The sequence below is a fragment of the Bradyrhizobium sp. KB893862 SZCCT0404 genome (assembly GCF_018130885.1).
In the GTDB taxonomy this organism is placed as follows: Bacteria; Pseudomonadota; Alphaproteobacteria; order Rhizobiales; family Xanthobacteraceae; genus Bradyrhizobium; species Bradyrhizobium stylosanthis.
Genome location: NZ_JAFCLT010000018.1, coordinates 53,054 through 69,697, shown reverse-complemented (window position 1 = coordinate 69,697; position 16,644 = coordinate 53,054). Strand labels below are relative to the sequence as shown.

The following is a 16,644-nucleotide window of genomic DNA, read 5'->3' as shown; positions in this document are numbered from 1 at the left end:
GACTTGCGCGGGCCTGCCCAAAGTGGTGTAAGGCGCGCGATTTCCCATTCCTCTCGCAGGTTGTGTGCAAGCTATGGCCAAAGCCGCCTCGAAGCCTTCTAAAACTGCAGCGAAATCAAAGCCCTCCGCCAAGGCGAAGGCCGCGCCGGCAGCGCGCAAGGCGCTCGCCAAGAGTGCCGTGAAGAGCGCTCCGAAGCCGGTGGCCAAAGCGCCCGTAAAGCCCGTAGCCAAGCCGGCGGCAAAGCCGGCCGCGAAGGCTGTGACCAAGCCGGTCGCCGCGAAGCCGGCGCCGAAAAAGGCGGCGCCCGCCAAGGCTGCACCTGCCAAGGCTGCACCCGCCAAGGCGGCATCGGTCGCGGGCAAGGCCGGCAAATGGGTCTATACGTTCGGCGACGGCAAGGCCGAGGGCCGAACCGAGATGCGCGACCTGCTCGGCGGCAAGGGCGCCAACCTCGCCGAGATGGCCAATCTCGGCCTTCCCGTGCCTCCGGGCTTCACCATCCCGACCTCGGTCTGCACCTACTTCTACGCCCACGACAAGTCCTACCCGAAGGAGTTGCAGGCGCAGGTTGAGAAGGCGCTCGACCATGTCGGCAAGTTGACCGGCAAGGTGTTCGGCGACACCAAGAACCCGCTGCTCGTCTCCGTGCGCTCGGGCGCGCGTGCCTCGATGCCGGGCATGATGGACACCGTGTTGAACCTCGGCCTCAACGACGAGACCGTGGAAGCGCTGTCGGAACTGTCGGGCGACCGCCGCTTCGCCTATGACAGCTATCGCCGCTTCATCACCATGTATTCCGACGTGGTGCTCGGCTTCGAGCATCATCACTTCGAGGAAATCCTCGACACGTTCAAGGACAGCCAGGGCTACACGCTCGACACCGACCTGTCCGCCGACGACTGGGTCGAGCTGGTCGGCAAGTACAAGGACGCGGTCGCCCGCGAGACCGGCAAGGACTTCCCGCAGGATCCGCACGATCAGCTCTGGGGCGCGATCGGCGCGGTGTTCTCATCCTGGATGAATGCGCGCGCGGTGACCTACCGCAAGCTGCACGACATTCCGGAATCCTGGGGCACCGCGGTCAACGTGCAGGCCATGGTGTTCGGCAACATGGGCGAGACGTCGGCCACCGGCGTCGCCTTCACCCGCAATCCCTCGACCGGCGAGAGCAAGCTCTACGGCGAGTTCCTGATCAACGCGCAAGGCGAGGACGTGGTGGCGGGCATCCGCACGCCGCAGGACATCACCGAGGAAGCGCGCAAGGAGTCCGGCTCCGACAAGGCGTCGATGGAAGCCGCAATGCCGGAGGCCTTCAAGGAGCTGACGCGGATCTACACGCTGCTCGAGAAGCACTACCGCGACATGCAGGACATGGAGTTCACGGTCGAGCAGGGCAAGCTCTGGATGTTGCAGACCCGCGGCGGCAAGCGCACCGCGAAAGCGGCGCTGCGCATCGCTGTCGAGCTCGCCAATGAAGGCCTGATCTCGAAGAAGGAAGCGGTGTCGCGGATCGATCCCGCATCGCTCGATCAGCTCCTGCATCCGACCATCGATCCCAACGCCAAGCGCGACGTGATCGCGACCGGCCTGCCGGCATCCCCGGGTGCGGCCTCCGGTGAGATCGTGTTCTCCTCGGATGAAGCGGCCAAGCTTCAGGGCGACGGACGCAAGGTCATCCTGGTCCGCATCGAGACCAGCCCGGAAGACATCCACGGCATGCACGCCGCCGAAGGCATCCTGACCACCCGTGGCGGCATGACCTCGCACGCGGCGGTCGTCGCGCGCGGCATGGGCAAGCCCTGCGTCTCGGGCTGCGGCACCATCCGCGTCGATTACGGCCGCGGCACCATGAGCATCGGCTCGCGCACCTTCAAGACCGGCGACGTCATCACCATCGACGGCTCGCTCGGCCAGGTGCTGGCTGGCCGCATGCCGATGATCGAGCCGGAGCTTTCCGGCGAGTTCGGCACGCTGATGAACTGGGCCGACCAGGTCCGCAAGATCGGCGTCCGCGTCAACGGCGACACGCCGGACGATGCGCGCACCGCGATCAAGTTCGGCGCCGAGGGCATCGGCCTCTGCCGCACCGAGCACATGTTCTTCGAGGAGACCCGCATCCGCACCGTGCGCGAGATGATCCTCTCCGAAGACGAGCAGTCCCGCCGCGCGGCGCTCGCCAAGCTGCTGCCGATGCAGCGCGCCGACTTCGTCGAGCTGTTCGAGATCATGAAGGGCCTGCCCGTCACGATCCGTCTGCTCGATCCGCCGCTGCACGAGTTCCTGCCGCACACCCATGCCGAGGTTGAGGAAGTGGCGCGTGCCATGAACACCGACCCGCGGCGCCTGGCCGACCGCGCGCGCGAGCTCTCGGAGTTCAATCCGATGCTCGGCTTCCGCGGTTGCCGCATCGCGATCGCCTATCCGGAGATCGCCGAGATGCAGGCCCGCGCGATCTTCGAGGCGGCGATCGAGGCCGAGAAGCGCACCGGCAAGGCCGTCGGCCTCGAGGTGATGGTGCCGCTGATCGCGACCAAGATGGAGCTCGACCTCGTCAAGGCGCGCATCGACTCGACCGCGAAGGCGGTGATGCGCGAGATGGGCGCCAAGATCGCCTATCAGGTCGGCACCATGATCGAGTTGCCGCGCGCCTGCCTGCTCGCGGCCGAGATCGCGGAGAGCGCCGAGTTCTTCTCGTTCGGCACCAACGACCTGACGCAGACGACCTACGGCATCAGCCGCGACGACGCGGCGAGCTTCCTCGGTCCCTACGTTGCGAAGGGCATCCTGTCCGTCGACCCCTTCGTCGCGCTCGACCAGGAAGGCGTCGGCGAGCTGGTCAAGATCGGTGTCGCCCGCGGCCGCAAGACGCGCGCGAAGCTCAAGGTCGGCATCTGCGGCGAGCACGGCGGCGATCCCGCTTCCGTCGCCTTCTGCCACAATATCGGTCTCGACTACGTCTCGTGCTCGCCCTACCGCGTGCCGATCGCGCGCCTCGCGGCAGCCCAGGCCGCGCTCGGCAAGGCGATCGCGAGCCAGGCGTAAGCGACGAGCAGAAGTGTTGAATGCCAAGAGGCGGGGCGAAAGCTCCGCCTCTTTTCATTTGAGTCGGTGCTCTCTCACCGTCATTGCGAGGAGCCCTTGCGACGACGCAATCCAGACTGCCTCCGCTGAAAGGCTCTGGATTGCTTCGCTGCGCTCGCAATGACGATGTGGAGAGAGCCGAGGGAACTCACACGCGTCCCGTAATGATACGCGTCATCAAGAGTTCCTTCACCATTCGCGTTGACCTCTTGTTTACCGCTTCACGTCAGCCCGCATTTACCACCATGCATCATTGCCCGTGAAAACACCTGCAATCGCTTGAGTGTGCCGCGCGCGCAACGCCGATTAACGCCGCGGCAACCTAAATTGGATACTTACGATAAAGATCGAATTGCACGGATGTACTGCCGTTCGATTTTTCTGGCGTAAGCGTAGCGTAGCGTGAGCGTGTTGATGTCAATGTTGCGTAACCATCCGAAGGGCGCGCGGTTCGCGTCCTTCGGCATCGGTCTCTGCATCTTCGCATTGATGCCGAGAGAGACCGGCTATCAGGACATTGCCTCTCTGCTGGCGCGTCAGCCCGGCGTCGCCGAGCGTTGGCAGAAGCAGGTGTTCTCAGCCGCGTCCTCGATCCAGCTCGCCACCTACAGCTTTTCCCGTCCCATCGGCACTTCGGTTCCGCAGAGCGCGATGGTTCGTCTCGCAAGCATCGACGGCCGCGACGTCACCGGCGCGATCAGCCGCAACCCGGCGCTCCAGGCGCCGCCGCGCTATCAGGCCGCGGATTTCCCCAAGGTCGATCGCTCCATGAAGGGTGATCGTCTGGCGACCGCCACGCCGACGCAAACGCCCGAGACGCTCGCGCCGGCGGCGCCGCCCGCACAGCAAGATCCCGCCACGTCGAACAGCTCGGTGTTCGGCGCCAAGACCGCTTCATTGCCGCAAGCGATGTCGCCGGAGTCCGCGGCTGCGCTCGATCCGGAACTCGCGGAAGCCTTGCGCGCGCCGCCGCTGCCGCAATATGCCAATCCCCCGCAGGCCAGCGACGTGGCACGCTCGTTCGCGGTGCAGCCGCTGGAAGCGCTGAAACGGACGACTGCGCCGACGACGCCCGTGCGCGATCCCTTCAGCGTCAAGACCTCGAACCTGTTCTTCGGCAGCTCCTCGCTCGGCGGCAATATCGAGAGCATCGAGAGCTGGCAGCCCGGTGCCGAACCGCTGATCGTGATGCCCGATCCCGACATGAAGGTGACGGCCTCGCTGACCCCGCCGACGGCGGAGATCGCCAAGGACATCGAAAGCGGCGAGAGCGTCGCGCCGAAGGGCGAGGTCAACGCCGACAACCAGCGCGCCAAGTCTCCGGCGGAGCGGCTCGCGCTCGACGACAAGTCGCGCGCCAAGTCGGAGAAGTGCCTCGCCGAAGCCGTCTATTTCGAATCCCGCGGCGAAGCCGTGCGCGGCCAGATCGCAGTGGCGCAGGTGGTGATGAACCGCGTCTTCTCGGGAAAATATCCCGACACCGTGTGCGGCGCGGTCTACCAGAACAAGCACCGCCATCTCGCCTGCCAGTTCACCTTCGCCTGCGACAACAATGCCGACGTGATCCGCGAGCCCGAGATGTGGGATCGCGCCAAGAAGATCGCCAAGGCCATGCTCGACGGCCAGATCTGGCTGCCCGAGGTCGGCAAATCCACGCACTACCACGCCTATTGGGTGCGTCCGTCCTGGGTCGCCGAGATGAAGAAGATGTACAAGACCGGCGTCCACACCTTCTACCGCCCGCGCGCCTGGGGCGACGGCAGCGAGGAGCCGAGCTGGGGAACGCCTGCCCAGACCGCCGCGCTCTCCGCCGAGCTGGCGCAGGAAGCCAAGAGCTCCGCCGAGATGGGCGTGAGCGAGCGGAGATAGTCTTTCCACACCGTCATGGCCGGGCCTGTCCCGGCCATCCACGTTCTTATGGCCGCGCCGCAAGGTCGTGGATGCCCGGGACAAGCCCGGGCATGACGATCTCGTGCGAAGGTGCTCCCATCACATCTCGATATCCAGCGCGCAGTCGAAGTTCGGCGCCGAGTGCGTCAGCGCGCCTGCCGACGCGTAGTCGATGCCGGTTGCCGCAATCGCTGCGATCGAGTCCAGCGTGACGCCGCCGGATGCTTCCAGCGCGAGCCGGCCTTCCGTCATCCGCACCGCCTCGCGCAGCGTCGCGAGGTCCATGTTGTCGAGCAGCACGGCATCGGCGAGTCCGGTGTCGAGCACCTCGCGCAGCTGCGCCAGAGTATCGACCTCGATCTCGATCTTGACGAGATGGCCGGCATGGGCCCGCGCGCGCTCCAGCACCGGGCGGATGCCGCGCGCGACCGCGATGTGGTTGTCCTTGATCAGGATCGCATCGTCGAGGCCGAAGCGGTGATTGAAGCCGCCGCCGCAGCGCACCGCATATTTCTCTAGCGCGCGCAATCCCGGCGTGGTTTTTCGCGTGCAACAGATGCGCATCTGGGTGCCTTCCGTGCGCGCGACGTAATCCGCCGTCAGCGTCGCGACGCCCGAGAGGCGGCCGACGAAATTCAGCGCGGTCCGTTCCGCCGTGAGAATGGCGCGCGCCGGCCCCGAGAGGGTCAACACGTTTTGCCCGCGGGCGACGCGTGCTGCATCGCGGACATGCGCGCGCACCTCGATATCCGGCGAAAGCTTTTGCAGCGTTGCGAGCGCCAGCGGCAAACCGGCGATCACGCCGGACTGGCGGGCGACCAGGATGGCCTGCGCCTTCGTCGCTTCGGGAATCGTCGTGAGCGAAGTGATGTCGCCGGCCCGGCCGAGGTCCTCGTCGAGCGCGCGATGCACGGCCTCGTCGATCGCCAGCGGCGAGAGGAAGGCGTCGGGATAGAGTAGTGAGGTCGAAGTGATCATGGGGGAAACTCCGTCAGGCGATCATGGGTTGCGCAATGCGCGGCAGCGGTTGGTCGTTCAGGCTCGCGGCGACGTCGCGCGCCGCGGCGAGTGTGGTCATCGTTCTCCGTGCCAGCGCAGGGACTTCCGCCGGATGATCGGAACGGAAATGCGCGCCGCGGCTCTCGCACCTAGTCCAGGCTGCGGCCGCGACGAGCAGGGCCGAAGCCGCCACGTTGCGGACCGCGAGGCTGGCCGCCTCGCGTTCGAGCGCGGCAAAGCTGCGGATCGCGTCCGCAAGCCCGTCGCCGTCCCTGACAACGCCGACATGCGCGCTCATCATTGCGCGCAGCCGTTTCACGCTCGCTGCAGCAGGAGCCTCGCCCTGCATCGCCACCAACGCATCGGGGAGGCGGGCAGGTGAGGGGATGGCGCAGCCGGCGATGTCATCGGCGATGCGCGCGGCATAGACCACCGCTTCGAGCAGCGAATTGGAGGCGAGGCGGTTGGCGCCATGCGCGCCGGTGCACGACACCTCGCCGCCGGCCCAGAGCCCGTCGATCGAGCTGCGGCCGCGCGCGTCCACCGCGATGCCGCCCATGTGGTAGTGCGCGGCCGGCGCGATCGGGATCGCCTGCGTCGCAGGATCGATGCCGGCCGCGATGCAGCTTGCATAGACGGTCGGGAATTTCTCGGCGAAGCGCGCGCCCAGCGCCTGCCGCGCATCGAGGAAGGCGCCGCGCCCGGCCGCGATCTCGGCGAACACGCCGCGGGCCACGATGTCGCGCGGTGCGAGCTCGGCGAGCGGATGGCGCGCCTGCATGAAGCGCTCGCCATGGCCGTTGATCAGCGTCGCGCCTTCGCCGCGCAACGCTTCGGTCGCGAGCGGTGCAGGATCTCGCCCGACCATGATGGCGGTGGGGTGGAACTGGACGAATTCAGGATCGGCAATCACCGCGCCGGCGCGGGCAGCGATCGCAAGGCCCGATCCGTTCCCCTCAGCGGGATTGGTCGTGACGGCATAGAGGTGGCCGAGACCGCCGGTCGCAAGCACCACCATGCGCGAGGCAATGAGGATCGGCCGCGCGGAGGGATTGCCGGCCTCCCGCAACTGAAGTCCGCTGACGGCGCCATCCTCGGTCAACAACGCCTCGGCGACAAAACCCTCGATCAGACGGATCGACGGCGTCCGGCGCACGGCCTCGCTCAGCGCCGCGATGATCGCGGCACCCGCCCCATCGCCGCGCACATGAACGATGCGGCGCGCTGAATGCGCAGCCTCCCGTCCGACCGCGAGGCGGCCTTCGAGATCGCGGTCGAACGGCACGCCATAGGCGAGCAGGTCGTGGATCCGCGGTGCGGCTTCGCGCGCAATGCCGAGTGCGACGGCTTCGTCGACAAGGCCGCCGCCGACGGCGATCGTATCCGCCGCATGCGCTTCGGGCGTGTCGCCCTCGGCCACGGCCGCTGCGATGCCGCCCTGCGCCCAGGCGGAGGACGCGCCCTGTCCGAGCGGCGCGGCCGAGATCAGTGTCACCGGCCGCGGCGCCAGCTTCAGTGCGCAGAACAGCCCGGCAAGGCCGCCGCCGACGATGACGATGTCGTCGGTCGTGCGGGTGAGGTTGTGGATGTTATTTGTCATGTTTCTCTCCAAGCTCTCCGCCGTCGTCCCGGCCTAGTGCGCAATTGCGCACGGGGGGCCGGGACCCATACTCCGTGGCGGTCGTGTTACGCGCAGCTGTTCACGCCGTACCTCGCCCAAACATCTGCCTGTCGTTATGGGTCCCGGCCTTCGCCGGGACGGCAGCGAGTGTGTTGCGACTTACGTTGCTAGTTCTTCAGATTGATCATCCGCTCCACCGAACGCCGTGCCCGCACCGCGAGCGCGGGATCGATCGTGACTTCCTCGCCTGATGTCAGCAGGCTCTTCAGAATGTTGGCGAGCGTGATGCGCTTCATGTGCGGGCAGAGATTGCAGGGGCGCAGCATCTCCACGTCAGGCAGCTCGGCGCGGACATTGTCGGCCATCGAGCATTCCGTGATCATCACCAGTCGCCGCGGACGCTTCTCGCGGACCCAGTTGATCATGTGTGCCGTTGATCCGGTGAAGTCGGCCTCCGCCAGCACGTCCGGAGGGCATTCGGGATGCGCGATGATCTGCACCGAAGGATCGGCCTCGCGATAGGCGCGCAGCTCCTCGCCCTTGAAGCGCTCGTGCACCTCGCAGGCGCCTTTCCAGGCGATGATCTTCACGTCGGTCTTGGAGGCGACGTAGGTGGCGAGATAGCGGTCGGGCAGGAAGATCACGGTCGGCGCATTCAGGCTCTCGACCACCTGCACCGCATTCGACGAGGTGCAGCAGATGTCGACTTCGGCCTTCACCTCCGCCGAGGTGTTGACATAGGCAACAACAGGCACGCCGGGAAATTTCTCGCGCAGCAGGCGGACGTCCGCGCCGGTGATGCTGGCCGCGAGCGAACAGCCGGCACGCGAATCCGGGATCAGCACCGTCTTGTCCGGGTTGAGCAGCTTCGAGGTCTCGGCCATGAAGTGCACGCCGCACTGGACGATGATGCCGGCCTTGACCTTGGTGGCTTCGACCGCGAGCTGGAGCGAGTCGCCGCCGATGTCGGCGACGCAGTGAAAGATCTCCGGGGCCTGGTAGTTGTGGGCGAGGATCACCGCGCCGCGCGCCCGCTTCAGCTCGTTGATCGCGTGGATCGTCGGCGCCATCAGCGGCCACTCGATCGGCGGGATCACGTGCTTCACGCGCTCGTAGAGCGGCGCAGTGGCGCGCTCGACCTCATCAGTCCATTCCAGCGAGGGCTTCGGCAGCGCGGGTCTCGTGCGCGTCGGCGCGGGGCGTGGAGAGGGTGCGATCTGGTCCTGCGGTCGTTCTGCAAGATCGTCGGGGCCGTAAATTCCAGTGATTGGCATCGAAGCCTCCCGTGCATGATAATTATGCTCCATATGAGTATATATAGAGCCCGAGAAATCCGGCCGCCGGGGCCGGGAGCATTTCACAAGCGCTTACATATACTCACTATGAGCAAATTGAAGATAACACGCCGGGCGACGGCCCGCCAGAGCTGACCGCACACATTCCCGTCAAGTCGGCCGCGCGCGTCGGACGAGCCCGCGGAGAAACGCAATGCTCCCGCGGCAGCCCTTCGTGGAACGCAATCATTTTTGGCTTGGGATTTTCATGCATCTGCATTAAACGCCTGAATCGCGGTGACCTATTTCGGAGCCGCCAACGACACATGAGGACGTGCATGTCGACACAGATGGGCGAGCTCGGTTCGGCATCCCGTTCCTCCTGGCGTACTCCGGCCATCATCATTCTCTGCGGCTGCGCCATCGGCATGCTCGGCTTCGGTCCGCGCTCGGCGCTCGGTTTCTTCGTGCAGCCGATGAGCCATGAGTTCTCCTGGGGCCGCGACGTGTTCGGCCTCGCCATCGCCGTGCAGAACCTGTTGTGGGGATTGGGCCAGCCGTTCGCCGGCGCGGTCGCCGATCGCTTCGGCCTGTTCCGGGTGATGTGCGTCGGGGCGCTGCTCTATGCCGGCGGCCTCCTGCTGATGCGCTATTCCTCGACGCCGCTGTCGCTGAACATCGGCGCGGGCGTGATGGTCGGCTTCGGTCTCGCCGGCTGCTCGTTCAACCTGGTGCTGTCGGCCTTCAGCAAGCTGCTGCCTGCGGAGAAGCGTGGCCTCGCGCTTGGCGCCGGCACCGCGGCGGGCTCGTTCGGCCAGTTCCTGTTTGCGCCGATCGGCGTCGCGCTGATCGACAATTTCGGCTGGCAGCAGGCGCTCACCGTGTTCGGCTTCCTGATGCTGCTGATCATTCCGCTGTCGCTGGCGCTCTCGACGCCGCGGGTCGCGACCACGGCCAACGCGACGCCTGCGGACGAGCAGACGTTTACGAAGGCGCTCGCGGAAGCCTTCGGACACCGCTCCTACGTGCTGCTGGTGCTCGGCTTCTTCACCTGCGGCTTCCAGCTCGCCTTCATCACCGTGCATCTGCCGGCGTTCCTGGTGGATCGCGGCATCTCGACGCAAACCGGCGGCTGGGTGATCGCGGCGATCGGCCTGTTCAACATCATCGGCTCGCTCAGCGTCGGCTATCTCCAGAACACTCTGCCCAAGCGCTACATCCTCTCGACCATCTATTTCACCCGCGCGCTTGCGACGCTCGCCTTCATCTCGTTCCCGATCACGCCGTTCTCGGCGATCGCGTTCGGCGCGGTCTCGGGCCTGACCTGGCTGTCGACGGTGCCGCCGACCTCGGCGCTGGTGGCGCTGATGTTCGGCACGCGGTGGCTCGCGACACTCTATGGCTTCGCCTTCGTCAGCCATCAGGTCGGCGGCTTCCTCGGCGTCTGGCTCGGCGGCATCGTGTTCGAGAAATACGGTTCCTACACGCCGATCTGGTGGCTCTCGATCCTGTTCGGCGTGCTCTCGGCGCTGATCAATCTTCCGATCGTGGAGAAACCCGTCGCACGGCCGGTTGCGCAGCCTGCCTGATCGGCTAAACATCCCTGACAAACAAGTCAGGGAGTTCAGCCGTGGCCACATTCAAGGCGATCCGGATCGACAAGGCGGACAAGGGCACCACCGCGCAGCTCGCGCAGTTCGACGAAGCCGAGCTGATGGAGGGCGACGTCACCGTCCGCGTGGAATGGTCGACGCTGAACTACAAGGACGGCCTCGCGCTCACAGGCAAGGCGCCCGTGGTGCGCCGCTTCCCGATGATTGCCGGCATCGACTTCGCCGGCACGGTCGAGCAGTCCTCGCATCCGCAGTGGAAGGCGGGCGACAAGGTCGTCTGCACCGGCTGGGGCATGGGCGAGACCCATCTCGGGGCCTATGCCGAGAAGGCGCGGGTGAAGGGCGACTGGCTGGTCGCCCTGCCGCAGGGACTGTCCACGCGCGACGCCATGGCGATCGGCACGGCCGGCTTCACCGCGATGCTCTCGGTGCTGGCGCTGGAGAAGCACGGTATCTCACCGAAGAGCGGTCCCGTCGTGGTGACGGGTGCCGCCGGCGGCGTCGGCTCGGTCGCAACCGCCGTGCTGTCCAAGCTCGGCTATCACGTCATCGCCTCGACCGGCCGCGCTGCGGAAGCGGACTATCTGAAGGAGATCGGCGCTGCGGAAGTGATCGACCGCAATGAATTGTCGGCACCGGCCAAGCCGCTGGCCAAGGAGCGCTGGGCGGGCGGCGTCGACAGCGTCGGCTCGACCACGCTCGCGAATCTGCTGTCGATGACGAAATACGGCGGCGCGATCGCCGCCTGCGGCCTGGCGGCCGGCATGGACCTGCCGTCTTCGGTCGCGCCCTTCATTTTGCGCGGAGTGTGCCTTCTCGGCATCGATTCCGTGATGTGCCCGCTTCCGCCGCGCAAAGCCGCCTGGCAGCGCCTGGCCTCCGACCTTGATCGGACGAAACTATCTGAAATCACTCAGGAAATTTCGCTCGACCAGGTTTCCGAATGGGGCGCGAAAATCCTCGCCGGCCAGGTCCGCGGCCGCATCGTGGTAAAGATTCTCTAACGGCGTTCAGACTTTACCAACCAAGCTGCTTCAATGTTGCCTTGGTTAGTATGGTAAGCAGCGGGTAAAGAGATAAGGCATCGCCCGCTGCGGGGGTTGGTTCGGAGTTGAGCATGCTTGCGCGTATTGTGTTGGGGGCTGTCACGGCAGCGGCGACGTTTGCGCCGGCCATTGCAGGAAGCATGAACGCCGATGAGGCGCGCCGCTTCGTGGCCGGCAAGGTATTCGCTTTCACCTGTTTCGATGGCACCCGCGGTGCGGGCCGCATCCTCGACGACCTCGGCGCCGCCGGCGCCGTGCAGTTCTCGGGCTCGGGCCCGGTGAAGCATCTCCGCCTGCCCGGCAACACGCTCCAGATCCGCGGCCAGAACGTCTGCGCCTCGATCAAGGGCATTCCGTTCGAGCCCTGTTTCAACCTGGAAAAGACCGACGACCGCAGCTTCCGCGGCTCGGTGTCCGGCATGGGCTTCGCGTATTGCGACTTCCATCACCAGGGCGGCAATCAGATGCTGATGGCGCGCGCGGTGGCGCGTCCGCGCTCGCTGCGTTCTTCCGAGCATACCGGGTCGGTCGGCGCGCCGAACACCGAGGTCGCCGCGCGTGTCGAGACCCCGCGCGTCGAGAGCAGCCGGCTCGAGCCGGTGAAGTCCGAAGCCAAGTCGGACCCCGTCAGGAACGAGGGTCCGCTGGAGCTGCGCCGCTCGACTCAGTGAGCAGCTGCACGCCACGGGCCACGCAGCCTGTCGTTGAATATGTTCCCATGAGACGCCGAGCGGCTGCGCCGTAGTCATACGGTGCGCAGCTTTCATGCGTTGGTAGCTGTTGGCGTCCCAGTTTGGGTACGGCCGGGGGACGCGGCCCTATTCAAGGGTTCAACGATGTCGCTGTACTTCTTCCGCATCAGCACCGGCCGCTATTCCGGCGCCGCCGATCAGCCTTACGAGTTCGATGACCGCGCCGCGGCGTGGTCCGAGATGACCGAGGTCTGCGCCAACCTGCTCGGCGGGATCGCGCGCAGCATGAAGCCGAACGCGAAGTGGAGCATGGAGCTGCTCGACGAGCACAAGCAGCCGGTGTTCCGCATCAGCATCATGGGCGAGACGGTGTCCTGACAGCCGCGGACACCGCACGCCGTTAACGAATGCAGCCTCCGCAAATCCGCGAGGCGTCTCCGCTCTGCACGCGATAGCTGTGTAAATTCGACGATTTGAGCAGCGTTCTCCGTATTCCTACCCACGCTGTCGCGCTCCCACTTAACGTTAATGAGGAACCTCGCGGCTAATTTTCCCCACGGCCGTTCGCGCGCCTGCCGCGGCAATGCGTATCCCGGGGAAAGTTCGATGTCGTTTATTCAGAACCTGCGAATTGGTACCAAGCTCGCCATCACCTCGCTGCTCACGATCGGGCTCGTTGCGCTGATGATCGTTCTGCAGATGGATGGCGGCGCCGAGGTCCAGAAACTCAGCAACGGTGCATCCGAACAGCAGGCGATTGCGCAGAACGCCGCGGAGGCGAAAGCCTCGGTCCGCGGCATGCAGATCGGCATTCGCGACATCCTCACATCAGCCTCGCCGGCCGAGATGCAGAAGGCCGTCACCTATTTCAACGACCGGCAAACGGCAGCCCTGAAATTCGCGGGCGAAATGGCGAGGCTTTCGCATTCACCGGACAACCAGACGCGGATCGAGCGCCTGACCACGCTGATCGGCGGCTTCCAGAAGGGCGAGCAGCAGATCGAGGCGATCCGCAAGCAGGAGCTCGCGCTCGACACCCAGAAGGGCGCGAGCGGTGACGCAGCCGCGCAGCACGCGAAGCTGACCGCCGAGGTCAATCGGATCCGCAAAGAGACGCTGGCGCCGATCAACGACGAGATATCGGAGCTGACCAACGAGATCACGAACTCCGCGAAGCAGAGCAGCGGTGAGGCACGTTCCGCCGCCGAAGCGCAGGCGGCCTCCGTCGCGCGGACGTCGTTCGTGACGGGCCTGCTGGTTGCGCTGGTCCTGATCTGTGCCTGCATCTTCTCCGTCTTCAGCATCGCGCGGCCCATGCGCGCATTGACCGCGGCGATGGAGAAGCTCGCCGCCGGCGATTTCTCGGTGGTGTTGCCGGGCCTTGGCCGCAAGGACGAGGTCGGCGAGGTCGCCGGTGCCGTGGAGAAGTTCAAGGTCGTGTCCGAGCGGAAGGCGCGCGAGGAAGCGGAAGCCAAGATGCACCAGGACCAGGTCGCGGCCGAGCAGCGCAAGGCCGAGATGCGCAAGCTCGCGGACAGTTTCGAAGGCGCCGTCGGCGAGATCGTCGGGACGGTGTCGTCGGCCTCGACCGAGCTGGAGGCGTCCGCCACCACGCTGACCTCGACGGCCGAGCGTACGCAGCAGCTCACGACGGTGGTTGCGGCCGCCTCCGAGGAAGCCTCGACCAACGTGCAGTCGGTGGCCTCGGCCACGGAAGAGCTGTCCTCCTCCATCACGGAGATCAGCCGGCAGGTGCAGGAATCCGCGCGCGTGGCGAGCGAAGCCGTCGGGCAGGCCCGCACCACGACCGAGCGCGTCAGCGAATTGTCCAAGGCCGCGACGCGGATCGGCGACGTCGTTGAGTTGATCAACACCATCGCGGGCCAGACCAATTTGCTGGCGCTCAACGCCACGATCGAGGCGGCGCGCGCCGGCGAGGCCGGCAAGGGCTTTGCGGTCGTCGCCTCCGAGGTGAAGGCGCTCGCCGAGCAGACCGCGAAGGCGACCGGCGAGATCGGCCAGCAGATCTCCGGCATTCAGGCCGCGACCCAGGAATCGGTCGGCGCCATCAAGGACATCAGCGACACCATCGAAAAGCTGTCGGAGATCTCCTCGACCATCGCGGCTGCGGTGGAAGAGCAGGGGGCGGCCACGCAGGAAATCTCCCGCAACGTGCAGCAGGCTGCGCACGGCACCCAGCAGGTCTCGTCCAACATCACCGACGTCCAGCGCGGCGCGAGCGAGACCGGCTCGGCCTCCTCGCAAGTGCTGTCCGCGGCGCAAATGCTGTCCGGCGACAGCAACCGTCTCAAGCTCGAAGTCGGCAAGTTTCTCGAGACGGTGCGGGCCGCCTGAGGTTCCCATCTCTGCGTGCAATTAACCTGTGGAACTCGCATTCCGTGCTGGATTTAAAGGGGTTTTCGCGCTGATCCGGTATTTCTCCGGGGGACGTCGTTAACCAATTTGGAATGGCTCGCGCTCATTTTTCGGGCAAGGGCGATCAACGCCAAGGGCGGCCGGCAATGACCCGGCTGCGCATTCCCTCAGGAAAGCATGCCCATGTTGAGCCTCTTCCGGAATTTGAAAATCGGCACCAAGCTGGCGCTCGCTTCAGCGTTCGGCCTCCTCTTGGTCGCCGCGATGATCGCGAGCCAGATCATCGGCAATAGCGCCGTGCGGCAATCCAACCAGGCTGCAATGGCGCAGCAGGAACTGGCGAGGGATGCGATCGAAGCCAAGCTGGGTGCGCGCAGCATGCAGCTCAGCGCCCGCGATATCCGGCTCGCCGGCAATGCGGCCGATCTGAAAAAGGCCGGCGAGAGTCTCGTCGAGCGCTCAAAAGCGCTGAACGATACCACCGATGCCATGCTCAAGCTGTCCCACGCCGCTGAGAACCGCGCGCGGATCCAGAAGCTGAAAACTTTGTCGGGGGACTACCTCAAGGGTGCGCAGCAGTTCGCCGCCGTTCGCGGCGAGGCCATTGCCCTAGCCGCGACGGACGCCACGACAGCCGCCAAGCTGTCCGAAGAAGGCGTGCGCCTGGCGCGTGAGGTGACACTGCCGATTGCGGCCCAGCTCGACACGATCACGACCGAGATCGCGGATTTTGCCAGGCACAGAAGCGATGAAGAGCTTGCCGCCGCGGCGCAGGAGATGTCCGCGAGCGAGCGTCTCGGTATCGTGGTCGGCATCTGTGCGATGCTCATCCTCATCGGCTCATGGCTGATGTCGTTCTTCACCATCGCTCGTCCGATCCGCGCGCTCACCATGGCCATGGACAAGCTCGCCGACGGCGATTTCTCGGTGGTGCTGCCCGGTCTCGGCCGCAAGGACGAAGTCGGCGGGGTCGCTGCGGCCGTCGAGAAGTTCAAGGTCGTCTCGGAACAGAAGGCGCGCGAGGAAGCCGAGGCCCAGATCAGGCAGGACCAGGCCGCCGCCGCGCAGCGCAAGGCCGAGATGCACAAGCTCGCGGACGGGTTCGAAGCTGCGATCGGCGAGATCGTGGACACCGTGTCGTCGGCCGCGACCGAGCTGGAAGCCTCGGCGTCGACGCTGACCTCGACCGCGGAGCGCGGCCAGGAGCTCACCACCATGGTTGCCGCCGCGTCCGAGGAAGCCTCCACCAACGTGCAGTCGGTGGCGTCGGCGACGGAGGAGCTATCGTCGTCCATCACCGAGATCAGCCGTCAGGTTCAGGAATCCGCGCGGGTGGCGAGCGAGGCGGTAGGGCAGGCGCGCACCACGACCGAGCGCGTCAGTGAATTGTCCAAGGCTGCGACGCGGATCGGCGACGTCGTCGAGTTGATCAACACCATCGCTGGCCAGACCAATCTGCTGGCGCTCAATGCCACGATCGAAGCGGCGCGCGCCGGCGAAGCCGGCAAGGGCTTTGCGGTCGTGGCCTCCGAGGTCAAGGCGCTCGCCGAACAGACCGCGAAGGCCACCGGCGAGATCGGTCAGCAGATCGCTAGCATCCAGACCGCAACTGAGCATTCGGTCGGCGCCATCAAGGACATCAGCCACACCATCGAAAAGCTGTCGGAGATCTCCTCGACGATCGCAGCGGCCGTCGAAGAGCAGGGCGCGGCGACCCAGGAAATCTCGCGCAACGTTCAGCAGGCGGCGGAGGGCACCCATCAGGTGTCGTCCAACATCACCGACGTGCAACGCGGCGCGAGCGAGACCGGCTCGGCGTCGGCGCAGGTGCTCTCGGCCGCGCAGTCGCTGTCCGGCGACAGCAATCGCCTCAAGCTCGAGGTCGGCAAGTTCCTCGGCACCGTGCGCGCCGCCTGACGGCGGCCTCCTTCCGCAGCTTCCGTCTGCAGCCGCCGCGGGTGGAGGCGGGCGGCTGCGCGCGCGCCGTGCTGCGGCCACGACGAATGAGGCGCAGGGTTAACTTTCCGGAAAAGCGATGCGGGCATGATGCC

General features: G+C 66.0%; 11 protein-coding genes. 8 read left to right on the top strand and 3 right to left on the bottom strand.

Annotated elements, in window-relative coordinates:
* Positions 1 to 73 precede the first annotated feature (73 nt).
* Entirely contained in the window at positions 74 to 3,043 is a 2,970-nt protein-coding gene (ppdK, locus tag JQ617_RS38485) for a pyruvate, phosphate dikinase (RefSeq protein WP_212030900.1), read from the top strand.
* A gap of 453 nt (positions 3,044 to 3,496) precedes the next feature.
* Positions 3,497 to 4,951 carry a cell wall hydrolase gene (locus JQ617_RS38480; RefSeq protein ID WP_212030899.1) on the top strand — a complete coding sequence of 485 codons (1,455 nt, stop codon included), beginning with the start codon at positions 3,497 to 3,499 and terminating at the stop codon, positions 4,949 to 4,951.
* A 120-nt stretch (positions 4,952 to 5,071) separates the two neighbouring features.
* On the opposite strand, the gene nadC is transcribed toward JQ617_RS38480, so the two are convergent.
* From nadC to nadA, 3 genes are all read right to left on the bottom strand, one after another.
* Entirely contained in the window at positions 5,072 to 5,950 is an 879-nt protein-coding gene (nadC, locus tag JQ617_RS38475) for a carboxylating nicotinate-nucleotide diphosphorylase (RefSeq protein ID WP_212030898.1), read from the bottom strand.
* 13 nt (positions 5,951 to 5,963) lie between these two features.
* Positions 5,964 to 7,571: an L-aspartate oxidase gene (locus JQ617_RS38470; RefSeq protein WP_212030897.1), complete on the bottom strand. Its 1,608-nt coding sequence runs from the start codon at positions 7,569 to 7,571 to the stop codon at positions 5,964 to 5,966.
* A gap of 188 nt (positions 7,572 to 7,759) precedes the next feature.
* Complete coding sequence (gene nadA / locus JQ617_RS38465) at positions 7,760 to 8,866, bottom strand: quinolinate synthase NadA (RefSeq protein WP_212030896.1); 1,107 nt, start codon at positions 8,864 to 8,866, stop codon at positions 7,760 to 7,762.
* Between the two features lie 338 nt (positions 8,867 to 9,204).
* Here nadA and JQ617_RS38460 point away from each other — a divergent pair, with 338 nt between their 5' ends.
* The 6 genes from JQ617_RS38460 (at position 9,205) to JQ617_RS38435 (ending at position 16,510) form a co-directional block, all read left to right on the top strand.
* Positions 9,205 to 10,455: an MFS transporter gene (locus tag JQ617_RS38460; RefSeq protein ID WP_212030895.1), complete on the top strand. Its 1,251-nt coding sequence runs from the start codon at positions 9,205 to 9,207 to the stop codon at positions 10,453 to 10,455.
* Positions 10,456 to 10,496: 41 nt separating this feature from the next.
* A complete protein-coding gene (gene acuI, locus JQ617_RS38455; RefSeq protein ID WP_212030894.1) occupies positions 10,497 to 11,483 on the top strand; it encodes an acrylyl-CoA reductase (NADPH) in 987 nt (328 codons plus the stop codon).
* 113 nt (positions 11,484 to 11,596) lie between these two features.
* Complete coding sequence (locus JQ617_RS38450) at positions 11,597 to 12,196, top strand: hypothetical protein (protein ID WP_212030893.1); 600 nt, start codon at positions 11,597 to 11,599, stop codon at positions 12,194 to 12,196.
* A gap of 165 nt (positions 12,197 to 12,361) precedes the next feature.
* On the top strand, positions 12,362 to 12,595 hold the full coding sequence (locus JQ617_RS38445; protein WP_212030892.1) for a DUF6894 family protein: 234 nt from the start codon (positions 12,362 to 12,364) through the stop codon (positions 12,593 to 12,595).
* A 228-nt stretch (positions 12,596 to 12,823) separates the two neighbouring features.
* The gene (locus JQ617_RS38440; RefSeq protein ID WP_212030891.1) at positions 12,824 to 14,572 is read left to right on the top strand and encodes a methyl-accepting chemotaxis protein; all 1,749 of its coding nucleotides are present in this window, start codon (positions 12,824 to 12,826) and stop codon (positions 14,570 to 14,572) included.
* Between the two features lie 204 nt (positions 14,573 to 14,776).
* Entirely contained in the window at positions 14,777 to 16,510 is a 1,734-nt protein-coding gene (locus tag JQ617_RS38435; protein ID WP_212030890.1) for a methyl-accepting chemotaxis protein, read from the top strand.
* Positions 16,511 to 16,644: the final 134 nt, after the last annotated feature.